Genomic DNA, 16,527 nt, shown 5'->3' on the forward strand with positions numbered 1-16,527 from the left:
AACTCAGGATGGCAGACGTTGGACAGCAGTCGGAGATGCCGTTCCTCGATCACCTCGAGGAGCTGCGGTGGCGCATCCTGCGCGCGCTGGTGGCGCTCATCGCCGGCGTGGTCGCCGCCTTCTCGCTCCTGCTGCGGTTCGACATCATCCTGATCCTCGAGCGGCCGATCCTCCCGTACCTGAGCGGGAACCAGCTGGTGTATACGCACCCGGCGGATCCGTTCAAGATCACGATGAGCATGGCGTTCGCCCTGGGCGCCATCTTCGCGTCGCCCGTGCTCGTCTGGCAGATATGGGGATTCCTCTCGCCGGCGCTCTACAAGCACGAGAAGCGGGTCATCATCCCCGTCCTCATCTTCGGCGCCTTGCTTTTTCTGGGTGGGGTGTCGCTGGCGTTCTTCGGGATCATCCCGATCACGCTGAAGATGTTCTACAGCATCCAGACGAATTCGCTTACCCCGATGATCACGGCGGGGGCGTACTTCGACTTCGTGGTCTCCTTGTCGCTGGTGCTGGGGGCGGTGTTCGAGCTGCCGATCGCGGTGCTCGCGCTCACCGCGCTGGGGATCGTGACGCCGGCGTTCCTCAACAAGTTCCGCCGCCACGCCACGGTGATCTGCCTCGTGACGTCGGCCTTCATCACGCCGGGGCAGGATCCGCTGTCGCTCCTGGCGATCGCCATCCCGCTCTACCTGCTGTATGAGCTGAGCGTGGTGTGCTCGGTCTTCGTCTACCGTCGCAAGCAGCGGCGTGAAGCGGCGCGCCTCGCCGAGGCCGAGGGGTCGGGAGCGGTCGCGTGACGTCGTGGCGCGGCGCGCGGGCGCCCGTGCTGGTGCGCGTGCTGACGCGCGTGCTGACGCGCGTGCTGACGCGCGTGCTGTCGCACGTACTGGCGGCACTCGCGGTGGTGCTCGGTGTGGCCGCGATGGCGGGGAGTGCCCAAGCGCAGCGGCCAGTCGTTCGCACGCCGGCGCGTAGCGAGGCCACACCCAGGTCGCGCGCCGACTCGATCAAGCAGGTGCAGCTGGAGGCGCTGGCGCGCGCGCGCGCCGACTCCATCGCCCGCACGCTCGCGGGCGGTGATACGCTCCGGGCCAGGGTGATCGCCGACTCGCTCTTTACGCTCGCCATGCGGACGGCGGGCGACACGCTGCGCGAACGCGAATCGATCGGGCGCGGCGGACTCGACTCGGCCAAGGCGCGCCTCATGGTGGAGTGGGACGCTCCCGACTCGGTGATGAGCGACCTCCTGACGCGGCGGGGCTTCAGCGTCACCCGCTACCAGGGGAAGAACGTCATCTTCAAGGCGCTCGAGCACACGATGAACCTGGTGGGGAAGCGCGCGGCGGTGCAGCGCGACTCGGCGACGCTCGTCGGCGACACCATCCAGTTCAACGACAGCACCAACATCGTCATCGCGCGTGGCGACACGCTGCTGCTGCGCGATCCGTCGCAGGGACAGGACGACATCCTCGCCCTGGGGAGCATTCGCTACGACGTGAACAACCGTCGTGGCGTGGTGCGCGACGTGACGACGTCGGTGGAGAGCGGGCAGCGCTGGATCGTCCATGGCAACGTGGCCGCCTTCAAGGGCGATTCGAGCGACACCGGACAGTCGGCGTTCTATGCGCGCGACGGGTGGCTGACCAGCTGTGAAGAGTTGGAGCCCCACTATCACTTCGCGGCGCGCGAGCTCAAGCTCGTATCGAAGAACGTGATGGTGGCGCGGCCGGCGATTCTGTACATCGCCGACGTCCCGGTCATGTGGCTCCCGTTCGTCTTCCAGGACATGCGGCCCGGGCGTCGCAGCGGGATCCTCGCCCCGCGCCTGGGCTTCAACCAGATCTTCCGGCAGAGCCCCTTCATGCGCCGGACGATCGAGGACATCGGCTACTATTTCGCGCTCAACGACTACGTCGATGCGCAGGTGTCGATGGACTGGCGCTCCGACGCGCGATCGACGGCATTCGACCCCGGCTACCTCAAGTTCACCGGGCAGATGCAGTACAAGTGGCGCGACCGCTTCATCAGCGGGACGCTGGCCTCGTCGTACCACTACCTGCGCAACGGCCAGACGAACATCCAGTACTCGCTCAACCACCAGCAGGAGTTCTCGCAGCGCACGCGGCTCAACGCCACGTTCAACTACGTCACCAACACCACGATCCAGCGCAACATCAGCTTCAACCCGCAACAGTCGTTGCAGACGATCCGCTCGTCGCTCAACTACACGACGGGACGCGGACCGGTGACGGTGAACATCGGCGGCACGCAGACGCAGTACCCGGGGCGCTCGCAGCTGGACCGCGACTTCCCGAGCCTGGGCATCACCACCAAGCCGATCCGGGTCGGGGAGAACTTCACCTGGTCGCCGGGGCTCAACATCACCAACTCGCAGAGCTTCGACATCGACCAGGTGGGCGACTTCGCCTATCGCTACCGCCGCGACTCGCTCACCGGGGTGCTGGACAGCACCAAGGTGCGACGCAACACGCGCCGCTCCACGATCAGCTTAGAGACGCCGGTGCAGATCTACGGCTTCAACTGGCGCAACTCGATCCGCATCAGCGACCAGCTCAACGACTTTCCGCAGCGCCGCACCATCTACACCAACGTCAACGACACGACGTCGCGCGTCGAGCGCGTCTTCGCCCGTGACTACGTGACGGGGCTCGACTGGGACACGGGATTCAACCTACCGTCGTTCTTCCAGGGGTCGTGGAACCTCACACCGTCCGTCTCGTTCCAGAAGGTCGATGGGCGCTCGCCGCTGGTGGTGCGCACCGAACGCACCGGGGGGAAGTTCCTTACGCAGTCGATGCGTCCCAGCTACGGCGTCTCGCTCGGTCCCAAGCTCTATCGCTTCTTCCCCGGCTTCGGCCCGGTCGCGGCCATCCGTCACTCGATCGAGCCGACGATGCAGTTCGCCTATACGCCGAAGGGGAATGTGTCGAACGAGTTCCTCGCGGCGATGGGTGACATCGCGCAGGGCTACCTCGGGAACAACGAGCAGAACACGATCTCGCTGGGGCTTTCGACCGTCTTCGAGGCCAAGCTGCGCGGGCGCGACACCGACGGCGACTCGGCGTCGGCTCGCCTTGCCGGGGGCGACTCGGCCGGCGCCCCGGGACTCCCCGGTGCGGTCGGAGGGCAGGGCTTTCCCAGCGGCACCGGCGGGTTTGGGGGGGCGGCCTCTAGTGGCGGCGTGGGGCCTGACAACGAGCGGAAGATCAAGCTCCTGTCGCTGACCTTTACCACGCTGTCGTACGACTTCGTGCGGGCGCGCAAGTCGACCGGCGGGACTGGGCTCAACAACCGCAACTTCGACTACACGGCGCGCTCGGACCTGCTGCCGGGCTTCGACTTCGGCGTGAGCTACTCGCTGTTCCAGGGTGACCCGGTCTCGGACACCGCCCGCTTCAAGCCCTATCGCGAGGGGATGCGCGGGACGCTCTCGCTCGACGGCAACTCGCCGCTGGTGCGCGGCATGGCGCGCATGTTAGGCATCCGCATGATGGACGAGGCCGAACGTCGCTCGCGCGAGACCCGCCAGGGGCAAGGGCCCGGCGGCATGCAGCAGCAGCGCGGCTCGGGTGGCATGGGGGGCGGATTGGTGGCCAACCGCCCCATTCAGGGGAGCGTGAACCAGGCGGCGCTGCAGATTCCGTCGGGGCAGGGGTGGCGCGTCAATCTCTCCTACTCGGCGTCGCGCCAGCGGCCGCCCACGGGGAGCAACGTCCAGTCGCTCGACCCCACCATCGTCTGCGAGCAGTTCCGGCTGTCGAATCCGCTGGGCTACGACGCCTGCGTGCGGCAGCAGCAGACCTCGGGCTCGGTGAGCAATCCGTACGAGAGCACCACGCGCGGGAGCACGTACTTCGTGTCGCCGCCGCAGTCCAGCGTCCAGGGCAACATGTCCTTCCACATCACCGAGAAGTGGGGCGCCCAGTGGCAGACCACCTACGACGTGCAGCGCAACGAGTTCGCCTCGCACGTCGTGAGCCTGCAACGCGAGCTGCACGACTGGGATGCGATCTTTGCCTTCTCGCGATCGCCGAACGGGAACTTCTCGTTCAACTTCTTCATCGCGCTCAAGGCACAGCCGGACATCAAGTTCAACTACGACCGCCCGCAGTTCCCGCGCGGCTACACGGGGAACCGTTCGATCCAGTAGGCGGCCCCGGAGTGTCCGGCGGCCCAGCGCATGACGCGCGCCGGGCCCGGCGTCCGTCGCGGGGTTGCGATGCCCGTTAGCCCCGTCGACATTCCGCCCATGGATTCCCCAACAGTCGTCCTCGACGGCCGCTCGCTGTCCATCGCCGACGTTGTCGCGGTCGCGCGACGCGGCGCCCGGGTCACCCTCGCCCAGGATGCGCGCGAACGCCTGGCCCGCGTCCGCGAGATCGTCGACGGGATCGTCGAGCGGAACGAAGTGGTCTACGGGATCACGACCGGCTTCGGCAAGCTCTCTGACGTGGCGATCCCGCCCGATCGACTGGCCGAGCTGCAGGTGAACCTGATCCGCTCGCATTCGTGCGGGGTGGGGCCGCGGCTGAGCGACGCGGAGACGCGCGCGATGATGCTCCTGCGCGCCAACTGCCTTGCGAAGGGATGCTCGGGGATCCGTCCCAGCGTCGTGGAGCAACTCCTCGCGATGCTCAACGCCGGGATCCATCCGCCGATTCCCGAGCAAGGGAGCGTCGGGGCGAGCGGCGACCTGGCTCCACTCTCCCATCTCGCGTTAGGGCTCATCGGCGAGGGGATGCTGGTCGAGGATGGCGTGGAACGTCCGGCCGCCGAGGTGATGGCCGCGCACGGCCTCACCCCGGTGACGCTGCAACCCAAGGAAGGGTTGGCGCTGGTCAACGGGACGCAGGCCCATACGGCGCTGGCTTCGCTCGCCCTGCACGATGCGCGCACGCTGTGGCGCGCCGCGCACGTCACGGGAGCGGCGACGCTCGAGGCGTTGTTAGGCACGCCGGTCGCCTTCGACGCGCGCATCCACGAGGTGCGCGGCCAGCCAGGGCAGCTGCGCTCGGCGGCGCTCCTTCGGGCGCTGCTCAGCGACAGCGAGATTCGCGAGTCGCACCGGCTCAACGACCCGCGCGTGCAGGATGCGTATGCACTGCGCTGCATCCCGCAGGTGCACGGCCCGATCCTCGAGGCGCTCGACTTCGCCGACGGGGTGGTGAGTCGCGAGCTCAACGCCGCGACCGACAACCCGCTCGTCTTCGAGGACGGGGAGATGATCAGCGGTGGCAACTTCCATGGGCAGTCGGTGGCGATGGTGTGCGACTTCCTGGCCATCGCCCTGACCAACCTCGCGACGATGTCGGAGCGCCGTATCGATCGCCTGGTGCATCCCGACCTCAACCAGGGACTGCCGCCATTCCTTACAAGTGACGCCGGGGTGAGCTCGGGCTTCATGATGGCCCAGGTGACGGCCGCGGCGGTGACGTCGGAGTGCAAGGTGCTGTCACACCCGGCGAGCGTCGACACGATCCCCACCGACGGTGGCAAGGAGGACGTGGTCCCGATGGCGATGGGTGCCGCGGTCAAGTTGCGTCGCATCGTGCAGAACGTGCGGCATGTGCTGGCCGTGGAGCTGCTTTGTGCGATGCAGGGGATCGACTATCGGCGCCCCCTGCGGTCGAGCGTGGCGGTGGAGCGGGCGTACTCGGCATTGCGCAGCGTGGTCCCACCGCTCGGGCGCGATCGGGTGCTTGCCACCGACATCAACGCGGCCGGCGCACTCATCGCGCAGGGCGCGCTCGACAGCTGCATGCCGGCTGTCCATGACTAGGGCAGCGGCTACCATTCTCTCTCGCGACGCCGCCATGTCCCCTACGGCCCGATCGGTCGCCGGCCCACGCCCCGTCCGCGCCCCGCGCGGGACGACGCTCTCCTGCAAGGGCTGGCAGCAGGAGGCGGCGCTGCGCATGCTGATGAACAACCTCGACCCCGACGTGGCCGAGCGCCCGGACGACCTGGTGGTGTACGGGGGGACCGGGCGCGCCGCGCGGAGCTGGGAGGCGTTCGATGCCATCGTCGCGTCGTTGCGGGCGCTGGAGCACGACGAGACGCTGATCGTGCAGAGCGGGAAGCCGGTCGCCGTCTTTCGCACGCAACCCGAGGCCCCGCGCGTGCTCATCGCCAACAGCAACCTCGTGGGGCGCTGGGCGACGTGGGATGTCTTTCGCGAGTTGGAGCGAAAGGGGCTGATGATGTACGGGCAGATGACCGCGGGCTCGTGGATCTACATCGGCTCGCAGGGGATCGTGCAGGGGACGTACGAGACCTTCGGGGCCGTGGCACGCCAGCACTTCGGTGGGTCGCTCGCGGGGCGTTTCGTCCTCACCGCGGGACTCGGCGGGATGGGCGGGGCGCAGCCGCTCGCCGCGACGATGTGCGGCGGCGCGATCCTCGGGGTCGAGGTCGACGAGTCGCGCATCGACAAGCGGCTCGCCACCGGGTACTGCGACCGCAAGACGCGCGAACTCGATGAGGCGCTGCGCTGGATCGACGAGGCGACAGCCGCCGGCACGGCGCTGTCGGTGGGACTCGTCGGCAATGCCGCCGATGTGCTTCCCGAGCTCGTGCGCCGCGGCGTGGTCCCCGATGTGGTGACCGACCAGACCAGCGCGCACGACATGCTCAACGGCTACGTCCCGGCGGGGATGTCGTTCGACGACGCGACCCGGTTGCGCCTGGCGGACCCGACGGAGTACGTGCGCAGGTCGACCGCGTCGGCGGTCGTGCACGTGCAGGCCATGCTCGACCTGCAGGCGCGCGGCGCGGTGACGTTCGACTATGGCAACAATCTGCGCACTGTCGCCTTCGATGCCGGGCTGGCAGACGCCTTCGCCTTTCCGGGCTTTGTCCCGGCGTACGTGCGTCCGCTTTTCTGCGAGGGGAAGGGGCCGTTTCGCTGGGTGGCGCTCTCGGGCGATCCGGCCGACATCCACCGCACCGACGAGCTGGCCCTCGCGCTCTTCCCCGACGACGAACACCTGCGCCGGTGGATCACGCTGGCCCGCGAGAAGATTCACTTCCAGGGGCTCCCGGCGCGCATCTGCTGGTTGGGGCAGGGGCAACGCGCGCGCTTCGGCGTGGCGCTCAACGACCTCGTCGCGTCCGGAGAGCTGTCGGCGCCGATCGCCATCGGGCGTGACCACCTCGACACCGGGAGCGTGGCTTCGCCATTCCGGGAGACCGAGTCGATGAAGGACGGGAGCGATGCCATCGCCGACTGGGCGATCCTCAATGCCATGGTGAACGTGGCGAGTGGGGCGTCGTGGGTCTCGTTTCACCACGGCGGCGGTGTCGGGATCGGCAACTCGCTGCACGCCGGGCAGGTGATCGTGGCCGACGGAACGCCGGAGATGCGCCGGCGCCTTGAGCGGGTGCTCACCAACGATCCGGGGATGGGCGTCGCGCGCCACGCCGACGCCGGCTACGAGCTCGCCATCGCCACCGCCCGACGCGAGGGACTCACGATTCCCATGCTCCCGCCGGGGTGAGCAGTCGATGTTAAGCAGCAAGTACAAGCCGTATCACATCCCGATGTTCCTCGCCAAGTACGCGTGGCTCGTGGCGCGCCGTCGCCCGGTCCTCGTGCACTTCGAGGTGACGATGCGCTGCAACGCGCGCTGTGGCTTCTGCGACTACTGGAAGACACCGGCCGACGCGCGCGAGACGGAGCTCAAGAGCTTTGCCGACGCGGCACGCTACTTCAACCCGATGCTGGTGACCTTCACGGGAGGCGAGCCCCTCCTGCGTCGCGATCTCGAGGACCTGGTCTCGACGGTGCGCGACGCCATCAAGCTCAACTACATCATGCTGATCACGCACGGCGGCATGCTCTCCGTAGAACGTGCGCGTTCGCTCTGGGAGGCCGGCGTCGATCAATTCAACATCTCGCTGGACTACCTCGATGGGCGCCACGACACGGCGCGCGGTATCCCCGGGCTCACCGAGAAGATCTTCAGCACCGTGGCCGGGATGCGGGCGGCCGGCATGCATGGGATTCGCTTCAACGCGGTGATCAAGAACGACAACCTGGACCAGCTCCTCCCGCTGGTGCATCGCGCGGCCGAGGTCGGGGCAGGGGTCAACTTCTCGGTCTACACCGACTTCAAGAACGGGAACCCCGATTTCCTGCTGCAGAACGGCTTCGCCCGGCAGGCGGCCGAGGTGATCGACGAGCTGCTGGCCTACAAGCGCAAGCGGCGCGGGATCATCACCAACTCCGACTACTATCTCGAGCAGATCCCCCGGTACCTGCGCGGGGAGCTGCGAGAGCCCTGCCAGTCGGGGATCCGGACGATCCATGTCGATCCCACCGGGCAGGTGAAGCGCTGTCCCGACTTCCCGACCGATTTCCACTGGACGGAGTTCGAGCAGTATCGCGAGATCGACTGCAACAAGTGCTATTACGCCTGCCGCGGCGAGGCCCAGGCTCCCCTGCGACTCTCGCGGGTCAAGGACGTCTTCGCCTGAACGGGGGGCTGGCGTTCGCTACCGCCGGCGGGGGCGTCCCCCTCTTTCGGGGGCTTCGGCGTTGCCTCACGTTAGGCCTACCCGTCCATCGCCGGAGCCCCCAATGCCCACACGCCTCTTCGTCAACGCCGCCCAAGTCGTCACCTGCGCCGGCCCTGCGCGCGCCCGGCGCGGGGAGGAACTCCGCGACGCCGGCGTGCTGTCCGGAGCCGCGGTGGCGGTGGAGGGGGCGAGAATTGCCGCCGTCGGGAACGAGGACGCGTTGCGTCGCACCTACAGCGACGCCGAGGTGATCGACTGCGGCCGCGGCGTCCTCCTCCCCGGCCTGGTCGATTCGCACACCCATGCGATCTTCGGAAAGGCGCGGTTCGAAGAGCAGGAAATGCGTGCCGCCGGTTACGACTACATGGACATCGCGCGGCGCGGGGGAGGGATCCACGCCTCGGTGCGCGACCTGCGCTCCCGCAGCGAAGATGAGCTGGTGGCCCTCGCGCTCCCGCGACTCCGGCGACTGGCCTCGTACGGCGCCACCACCGTCGAGGTCAAGTCGGGGTATGGGCTTACGCTCGACGACGAGCTCAAGAGCCTGCGGGCCATCCAGCGCCTGCAGGGGCTCCTTCCGCTGCGACTGGTCCCGACCTTCCTGGGGGCGCACGAAATTCCGCTCGAGTGGCGGGGGACCCCGGAAGGACGTGCCGATTACGTGGACTTGATCGTCAAGGAGATGATCCCACGGGTCGTCGAGGGTGGGCTCGCCCAGTTCGCGGACGTCTTCTGCGAGCCGGGGGTCTTCACCCTCGAGGAAACGCGGGCGGTATTGTCTGCCGCCCGTGCCGCCGGGCTGCGTCTCAAGCTGCACGCGGACGAACTGCGCCCCTCCGGGGGGGCAGAACTCGCCGCCCAGCTCGGCGCGACCTCGGCGGACCACCTCGCGGCGATCTCTGAACCGGGGGTTCGGGCGCTGGCCGCATCGGCGACCGTCGCCACGATGCTCCCGGGTACCATGCTGTTCCTCGGGAAGGAGCGACAGGCGCCTGCCCGGGCGCTCATCGACGGGGGGGCGGCCGTTGCCCTGGCAACGGACTTCAACCCCGGTACCTCCCCGACTCCGAACTTTCCGCTCATCCTCGCCCTTGCCGTGAGTCAGTTGCACCTGTCGGTATCCGAGGCCGTCATTGCCGCCACCGTGAATGGCGCGGCGGCGCTTGCGCTTGCCGAGGAGACCGGACAACTCGCCCCAGGCTACTCCGCCGACCTCGCCCTGTTCGACATCGAGGACGTGCGGGAGCTGCCGTATTGGTACGGCGACCGGCGCTGCCGGGCGACGTGGGTGCGCGGAGTGCCATGCGCGGCGTGAGCGAGCGCAGGCTGGTGAACACCGATCGAGGGCGCGCGTCCGTGCGCCCGGGGATTGTCGCGCGCTGATGGCCAATCCCAACATCGCCAAGCTGAAGAAGAAGGCGACCGACTTCGAACAGAAGAAGCAGTTCGATCGGGCGCTCTCGCTGTATATCCAGCTCCTCGAGGAAGCCGGCCGTGACCTCGACGACAGCGACCTGCAGCTCTTCAATCGCGTCGGCGACCTGCTCCAGCGGCAAGGGAACGTCAGCGAGGCGCTCGCCTACTACGAGAAGGCGGTCGACGTCTACGCCGAGCGTGGCTTCCTCAACAACGCCATCGCCCTCTGCAACAAGATCCTGCGCCAGTCACCGGCGCGGACGGCGGTCTACTACAAGCTCGGGAAGATCTCGGCGTCCAAGGGGTTCAAGAGCGACGCGAAGAAGAACTTCCTGGAGTACGCCGACCGCATGCAGAAGGCGGGGCACGTCGATGAGGCGTTCCGCGCGCTCAAGGAGTTCGCCGACCTCTGCCCGGACCAGGACGACATCCGCCTGATGCTGGCGGAATGGCTCAACAAGGAAAACCGGAAGTCCGAGGCGATCGAGCAGCTCGAGGTCCTGTACGGCAAGCTCGAGTCGGAGGGGCGTCAGGCCGAGGCGCGCGCGACCATCGATCGTATCAAGGCGATCGATCCGAACGTCACGCCGCGGCAGTCCGGGCAGTGGCATGCGCAGAAGTCGAACGACCTCGTCTTCCTCGACCTGGGGGCCAACGATCCCCCGGCCGCCAGGCGCAATGCCGAGCCGCCGCCAGAGGCAGCCCCTCCCGCCGCGCCCACCCCGCCGGCGGCGGCGCGCATTCCGGCGTTGGAGGGGTTGATCCTCACCTTCGACCCCGAGGTCGAGGAGGCAGTGCCCGCCGCGCCGATCGGCATAATCGGCTTCGAGGCCACCGCATCCGAGACGCTCGCCGCCGACGGCGACGTCGACGTCGGGGCGATCACGGGCTTCGAGGCGGGGGGAACGCCGATCGACGCGATCGTCGATCCGTCGCTCGATTCACTGATCGTCCAGCCCGTCGAATCGTGGACGACGTCGAGCGAGCCAGTTCCGCACATCACCGGGCTCGAGACACCGCGCATCTCGCTCTCCGGCGCACACCCGGTCCTCTCGCCGCTCCTCGACGAGCCGCCGCTCTCCGGGCGCGAGTTCGGGGCGCTGTCGCTCGACCCCGACGTCGAGCTCGCGCCTGCGGTCGATCGTCCCACCCACGACTTCGCCATCCCGTCGGATCTTCCGCTGCTGGACACGGACGATGCGTCGATCGACCTGCTGCGCATCATGCGCACGCCGGTCGGGATCCCGAGCTTCGTCGAGGCGAACGTCCCGGGGCTGACCCCGTCGATTGATCTCGAGGCCTTGCCGCCGCTGGGAGGGATCCTGGTGGGCGGGAGTCATACGTCGCCCCCCGTCACGGGGTCGGCCTCGCCGCTGGATCTCGACGTCCCCGAATCGCTGGAGCTGTCGCCGGCCGAAGGCTCGCTCGCGGCGTCGGAGCATCTGGTGTTGGCGGGCGATCCGGTCGACGGCATCCCGGGAGGGGGCGGCGATGACGCGACGCCGAACGGCAGGGGCGCCGAAGCCACGATCGCCGCCGCCGCGCACGACGTGCCGCCGGTCGAGGACTCGACAGCTGCAAGCAACCAGGCGCCCGCTGATCGCACGGAGCTTACGGGAGATGCGGCCGCGTCGCATCAGCGCCCGGACCGCGACACCTCCGAGTTGATCGCCCTCGACGCGACGGCGCGTGCGACCGACGAGATCCTGGTGGTCCCCTCGGAGGTCATTGACGAGGAGACCAAGCGTTCGCTGCGCCTCGAGTTCTCGCTGAACGGCGACGAGACGCCGGATGCGTGGGTCGAGGCGGCCCTCGCGGCTCCGGACGATCTCTCGCTCGACCGCTTCCTCACCCCGCTCGGCGTTCCGGCGATCCAGGAGGACGCGACGTCGTCCTCGTCCGATGACCTCGCCCCCGCGGTCGGGGAGCGAGTCGATGGCGACGCACATGACGGCGCGACGTTAGGCGGCGCCGCACCTGAGGGCGCGGCGGACGTAGCCGAGGCGCAGGAGCGCGCGGCGTACGAAGCCGAGGCGCAGTCGGGCGAGGAGCGCGAGGGCGTGGTGTCTCCGGCGCACGATGCTGGAGCGCTGAACGCCGAGAGCGTGGCGCTCGCCGCGGAGTCCGACGGTGCGCACGAAGCGCGGACGATCGAGGCAGGGGATGCCCCCCACGAGCCTGACGTCCACGACGACGCGCCGGCGGCCGTCGAGGCGCACGAGGCGCACGAGGCGCACGAGGCGCACGAGGCGCACGAGGCGCACGAGGCGCACGAGGCGCACGAGGCGCACGAGGCGCACGAGTTGTCGCTGACGGAGGCGTCCGACTTGGCGCTTCCCGCCGATGAGGTACACGTCGCCAGCGAGCAGCGGGATCCTGCGACCGAGCAGGGCGCGGACGACCTGCACACCGCGCACCACGTGTCGGCCACGCACGACGCGCCGGCCTCGGACGTTGAACGCGCGCCCGACGCGGGGCTCGCGCATGCCGAGGGTGCTGATGACCTCAGCGCTGCCGCTTCCGGCGAGCCCGAGGCCACGCCGGCCGACGCTGCGGGGCGCGATCCGATCGTCACCGCCGAGGGTGCGGCGGTTGACCCCGAGCCCGCGGTGGCCGCAGAGGAGCTGGAGCGCGTCGACGGAGAAGCGCAGCGCGATGTGGAGGCCGAAGCACCTAACGACGTGCGCAGCGAGGGCGGCTTCGGCGACGCGCCGCTCGCTCCCGACGTCCAGGACCAGGCGGCAGGCTCGGCGGAGTCTCCGTATGACATCCCGCCGCTCTCGCTCGAGTCGATCGGCGCTACCACGCCGCAGGCGGTGGGTGGCGACGTCTCGCTCGATGCCGACGACCTCGCCGCGTTAGGCGCGGCCGGGTGGGATGCGCCCAGTGGTCTGGATGAGATCGACCTCCTGGACGAGCTGACGCCGCCGTTCATGCGGCACGAGGAGGCGAGCGACGACACCGCCCTGGCGAGCGCGCTCGACGTCGAGGCGCTGCGTGCCCTCGTCGACGTGCGCGATGGGCGCGACGGTGGACCGCTCCCCCTTGATGGTCCGAACGCGGCCGAGCTCGAGGCGGCCTTCCGGGATCGCGCGGTCGACCTTCCGCTGCTCGATGTCGATGACCTCATCACGCCGAGCGTCGGGAACGCGCCCATCGAGTCGCTCGACATCGAGCCCTTCTCGGTCGACAGCCTGTTGTCGCAGGCGCCGAACTTCGACGAGACGGAGCCGCCGTCGTTCCTCCCCGAACCGCTGCTCTCTTCGGAGACGCTCGACGCACCGCACGAGACGCGGCAGTCGTCGGAGCCCGCGCCGATCGCGGACGAGACGACGCCCGCCGCGGCGACCGCTGGTGCGACCGACGAGTGGCCCGTCGACGCCGCGCCCGAGGTGCTGATCGACGGCGAGTGGCGCGACGAACACATGGGCGACCTCGTGTCGGGCGAGGTGAGCGCGATCGTCAGTCCGGGGAGCGACCGTCCGAATCGTACGGGGCCGCGTTTCGACGACCTCTCCGCCGCGCTCATGTGGCCCCCGTCCGACGACGACGCGGCGGCGCTTCCGTCCGCGCTTCACGGCACCGGCGCCTCGGATGCGTTCTTCACGCGGATGCACACGCCGCGCAGCACGCTGTCGTTTGGGGGGGCGAGGCGCAGCTGCGCCGACGCCTCGAGCTCGATCCTGGCAACCTGGTTCTGCGGCGCCAGCTCGGCGAGGCGCTGCTCGACCAGGGAGACCGGGAGGAAGGCTTGCTCGAGCTCGACCTCGCGATGCGGGGTTTCGAGCAGATCAACGACCTCGAGAGCGCGCGCGGCGTCGCTGACATCGTGCTGCGTCTCATCCCCACGTCGGTGCGCCATCACCAGAAGCGCGTCGAGTACGCCGTTCGCACCAACGATCGCTTGCGACTCGTGGAGGCGTACGTCGAGCTGGCCGACTCCCTCTTCCGTAGCGGTGAGCCCGAGAAGGCGCGCGTGGTCTACAGCCGGGTGCTGGAGCTGTCGCCGGGGAATGGGCGCGCCCGCTTCGCGCTCGGGATGCTGAGCACCGAGGAAGAAGCGGAGCGCGCGGAGACGTCACGACCGGCGGCCGGGTCGATCCCGATGTCGCCTGACTACGTGGTGACGCTCTTCGATCGGTCCGCGTCGGCCAGCGGAAGCGTCCCGGCGGCGTCTTCGTCTGATTCGCTCGCGTCGATCTCGGCGGACATCCCGGTCGTCTCCGATTCGCTGTTCATTCTGCCGCCGTCGTCGCCGGAGACGGGCGATGAACGTGGGGCGGGCGAGTCCGCGTCGACGGTCGACGTCGGCGACCTGGTGACGCAGGAGCGGGAACAGTCGGACTCGGCGGATGACGCGCGTGCGGCCGCCGATGCGAGCGGTGGCGCTGAGGCGCCCGCCGCGGTCGCGGATGTCGCCGGCACCGACGCCGACCAGGAAGAGGATGCGGGACAGGACGCGGAGGGGAGCGTGGCTCCCTTCCCGGCGCCCTCGCTCGACGACGAGATCGACGCCGCCTTCGCGACGCCCCCGGTCGTCGAGGCCGCCGTCGACGACGGCTTGCCGGGTCTCCCGGCGGCCGACTACGACTTCGCCGGGACGCCCCCGCTCGGCGCGGCGGCGCTGGCGACGCCGTTCTCCTCCGAGGAAATGCCGCTGGTCACGTCGCTCACCCCGCCGCTCGTCCCGGCGGTACCCGCGGCCTCCCGGCCGACACCGGTGGCGGCGCCGCTCGTCCAGCCGCCGTCAGGCGACGACGACTTCGTCGACCTGGGCAGCTGGCTCCGCGAGGACGAGCCGGTGCGCACCACCCGCATGGTCGCCGCCGAGGCGACCCCGACGGGCGACGAGCAGGCCGATTTCGACGAGATGCTGCGGCGCTTCAAGCAGGGCGTGGCCGCCAACGTCGACGAGGAGGACTACGACTCGCACTACGATCTTGGGGTCGCCTACAAGGAAATGGGGCTGACCGACGAGGCGATTGCCGAGTTCCAGAAGGCGCTGCGCGGCGATTCGCACCGGGTGCGGTCGTACGAGGCGCTGGGGCAGTGTTTTGTCGAGAAGGGACAGCTGCAGGTCGCGGTGACGCTCCTGCGCCGGGCGACCGAGACGACCGGCGCCGACGACCAACAGCTGGTGGGGGTGTTGTATCTCCTGGGGTACGCGAGCGAAGTTATGGCACGCCACGCCGATGCACTTGGTTATTATCAGCGTGTGTTTGCCGTCGACATCGAGTTCCGCGATGTCGCGCAGCGCGTGGCCGCCATGGAGCACGTGACCCAGTGACCGCTCGACCCCGCACATCTTCTCCCAGCCCCGCTTCGCTCAAGGACATTCAGGCCCCCGTCGAGGGCGCGCTGTCGCGCGTCCATGACGAGATGTGGCGCATCGTGGCCATCGACAGCGAGTTCTTTCGTGGCGTCAACGAGCACCTGATGCTGATGAAGGGGAAGATGGTGCGGCCGACGCTCCTCCTTCTCTCCAGCGAAATCGAGGGGGCAGGGGAAACGCGCGCCGCCGCGTACGCCGCCGTCCTCGAGCTGATTCATCTCGCCACGCTCGTGCACGACGACGCGGTCGATCACTCGGTCCTGCGTCGTGGGATGCCGACGATCAACTCGCTGTTCACGCACCAGGTGGCGGTGATCGCCGGCGATTTCCTGTACTCGCGCGCGATCCAGGAGCTGGTGCGGCTCGACGACATGGACGTGCTGCGCGTGATCTCCGACGCGGCGAACGAGCTGACCATCGGCGAGATGCGCCAGCTGGGGGCGCTGGACGCGCTGGCGTTCTCCGAGTCCGACTACGAGTTCCTGATCAAGTGCAAGACCGCCGCCCTGTTCAAGGCCGCGTGCGATGTGGGGGCGCTCTGCGGCGCCCCGCGCTTCCGCTCGCAGCTGGCGCGATTCGGCGAGCGACTGGGCATGGCCTTCCAGGTGCAGGACGACCTGCTCGACTACACCGAGGATTCCGGGACCACCGGAAAGCCAACGGGGCTCGACCTGAAGGAGCACAAGGTCACCCTCCCGCTCATCGAGGCGCTTCGACGGGTGAGCACCGATCAGCGTGCGGTCATCGAACGCCTCTTCGCCATGCCGGAGCCGAGCGACACCGACATCGCGCGCGTGGTGGAAATCGTCCGGGAGACCGGGGGACTCGACTTTGCCCGCCGGCGAGGTGAGGAGTACGCCTCGCAGGCAGAGGAGGCGCTCTACGACCTTCCGGACTCCCCGGCCCGTGCGGCGCTGAACGACGCGCTGGCCTACGTCCTCGACCGGCGCTTCTGATGGCCAAGGGAACGTCTTCGACCCGACGCCCGCTCTTTCACGGGCTCGTCCTCGCCTCCGGCTTCATCGTTGGCGGCTTCATGACCCAGTTTTCGCGACGATTTCTCCCCGTCGGCGCCGTCAAGGAATTCTTGACGACCGGGGTGACCCCGTCGCTGGGCCCCTTGCACGTTGACCTCGTTATCTTGAAGTTCGCATTGGGGCCGATCGCGCTCGATGTGTCACTTCTGAGTCTTGTCGGTGTATTGATCGCCTACCTCATCGCGCGATCGCTTTTCTAGG

General features: G+C 68.8%; 9 protein-coding genes. All 9 read left to right on the forward strand.

Features of this window, described 5'->3' with window-relative positions; translation table 11 throughout:
- Positions 1 to 8: 8 nt before the first annotated feature.
- The 9 genes from tatC to IPN47_02080 all read left to right on the forward strand — a co-directional run bounded on the left by tatC (position 9) and on the right by IPN47_02080 (position 16,526).
- Positions 9 to 800, forward strand: coding sequence for a twin-arginine translocase subunit TatC (gene tatC / locus IPN47_02040; protein ID MBK9406829.1), 792 nt, complete (start codon positions 9 to 11; stop codon positions 798 to 800).
- Positions 797 to 4,174 carry an LPS-assembly protein LptD gene (locus IPN47_02045; protein MBK9406830.1) on the forward strand — a complete coding sequence of 1,126 codons (3,378 nt, stop codon included), beginning with the start codon at positions 797 to 799 and terminating at the stop codon, positions 4,172 to 4,174. The genes tatC and IPN47_02045 overlap by 4 nt, the downstream gene beginning before the upstream one ends.
- A 99-nt stretch (positions 4,175 to 4,273) precedes the next feature.
- Positions 4,274 to 5,803: a histidine ammonia-lyase gene (hutH, locus tag IPN47_02050; GenBank protein ID MBK9406831.1), complete on the forward strand. Its 1,530-nt coding sequence runs from the start codon at positions 4,274 to 4,276 to the stop codon at positions 5,801 to 5,803.
- Positions 5,804 to 5,837: 34 nt separating this feature from the next.
- Entirely contained in the window at positions 5,838 to 7,520 is a 1,683-nt protein-coding gene (hutU, locus tag IPN47_02055; protein ID MBK9406832.1) for a urocanate hydratase, read from the forward strand.
- A gap of 7 nt (positions 7,521 to 7,527) precedes the next feature.
- The gene (locus IPN47_02060; GenBank protein ID MBK9406833.1) at positions 7,528 to 8,499 is read left to right on the forward strand and encodes a radical SAM protein; all 972 of its coding nucleotides are present in this window, start codon (positions 7,528 to 7,530) and stop codon (positions 8,497 to 8,499) included.
- Positions 8,500 to 8,602: 103 nt separating this feature from the next.
- Complete coding sequence (locus tag IPN47_02065) at positions 8,603 to 9,856, forward strand: imidazolonepropionase (GenBank protein ID MBK9406834.1); 1,254 nt, start codon at positions 8,603 to 8,605, stop codon at positions 9,854 to 9,856.
- Between the two features lie 4,005 nt (positions 9,857 to 13,861).
- Entirely contained in the window at positions 13,862 to 15,244 is a 1,383-nt protein-coding gene (locus IPN47_02070) for a tetratricopeptide repeat protein (GenBank protein ID MBK9406835.1), read from the forward strand.
- On the forward strand, positions 15,241 to 16,245 hold the full coding sequence (locus IPN47_02075) for a polyprenyl synthetase family protein (GenBank protein MBK9406836.1): 1,005 nt from the start codon (positions 15,241 to 15,243) through the stop codon (positions 16,243 to 16,245). The genes IPN47_02070 and IPN47_02075 overlap by 4 nt, the downstream gene beginning before the upstream one ends.
- The gene (locus IPN47_02080) at positions 16,245 to 16,526 is read left to right on the forward strand and encodes a DUF4321 domain-containing protein (protein MBK9406837.1); all 282 of its coding nucleotides are present in this window, start codon (positions 16,245 to 16,247) and stop codon (positions 16,524 to 16,526) included. The genes IPN47_02075 and IPN47_02080 overlap by 1 nt, the downstream gene beginning before the upstream one ends.
- Position 16,527: the final 1 nt, after the last annotated feature.

The organism is Gemmatimonadota bacterium (assembly GCA_016719105.1).
Classification (GTDB): domain Bacteria; phylum Gemmatimonadota; class Gemmatimonadetes; order Gemmatimonadales; family Gemmatimonadaceae; genus SCN-70-22.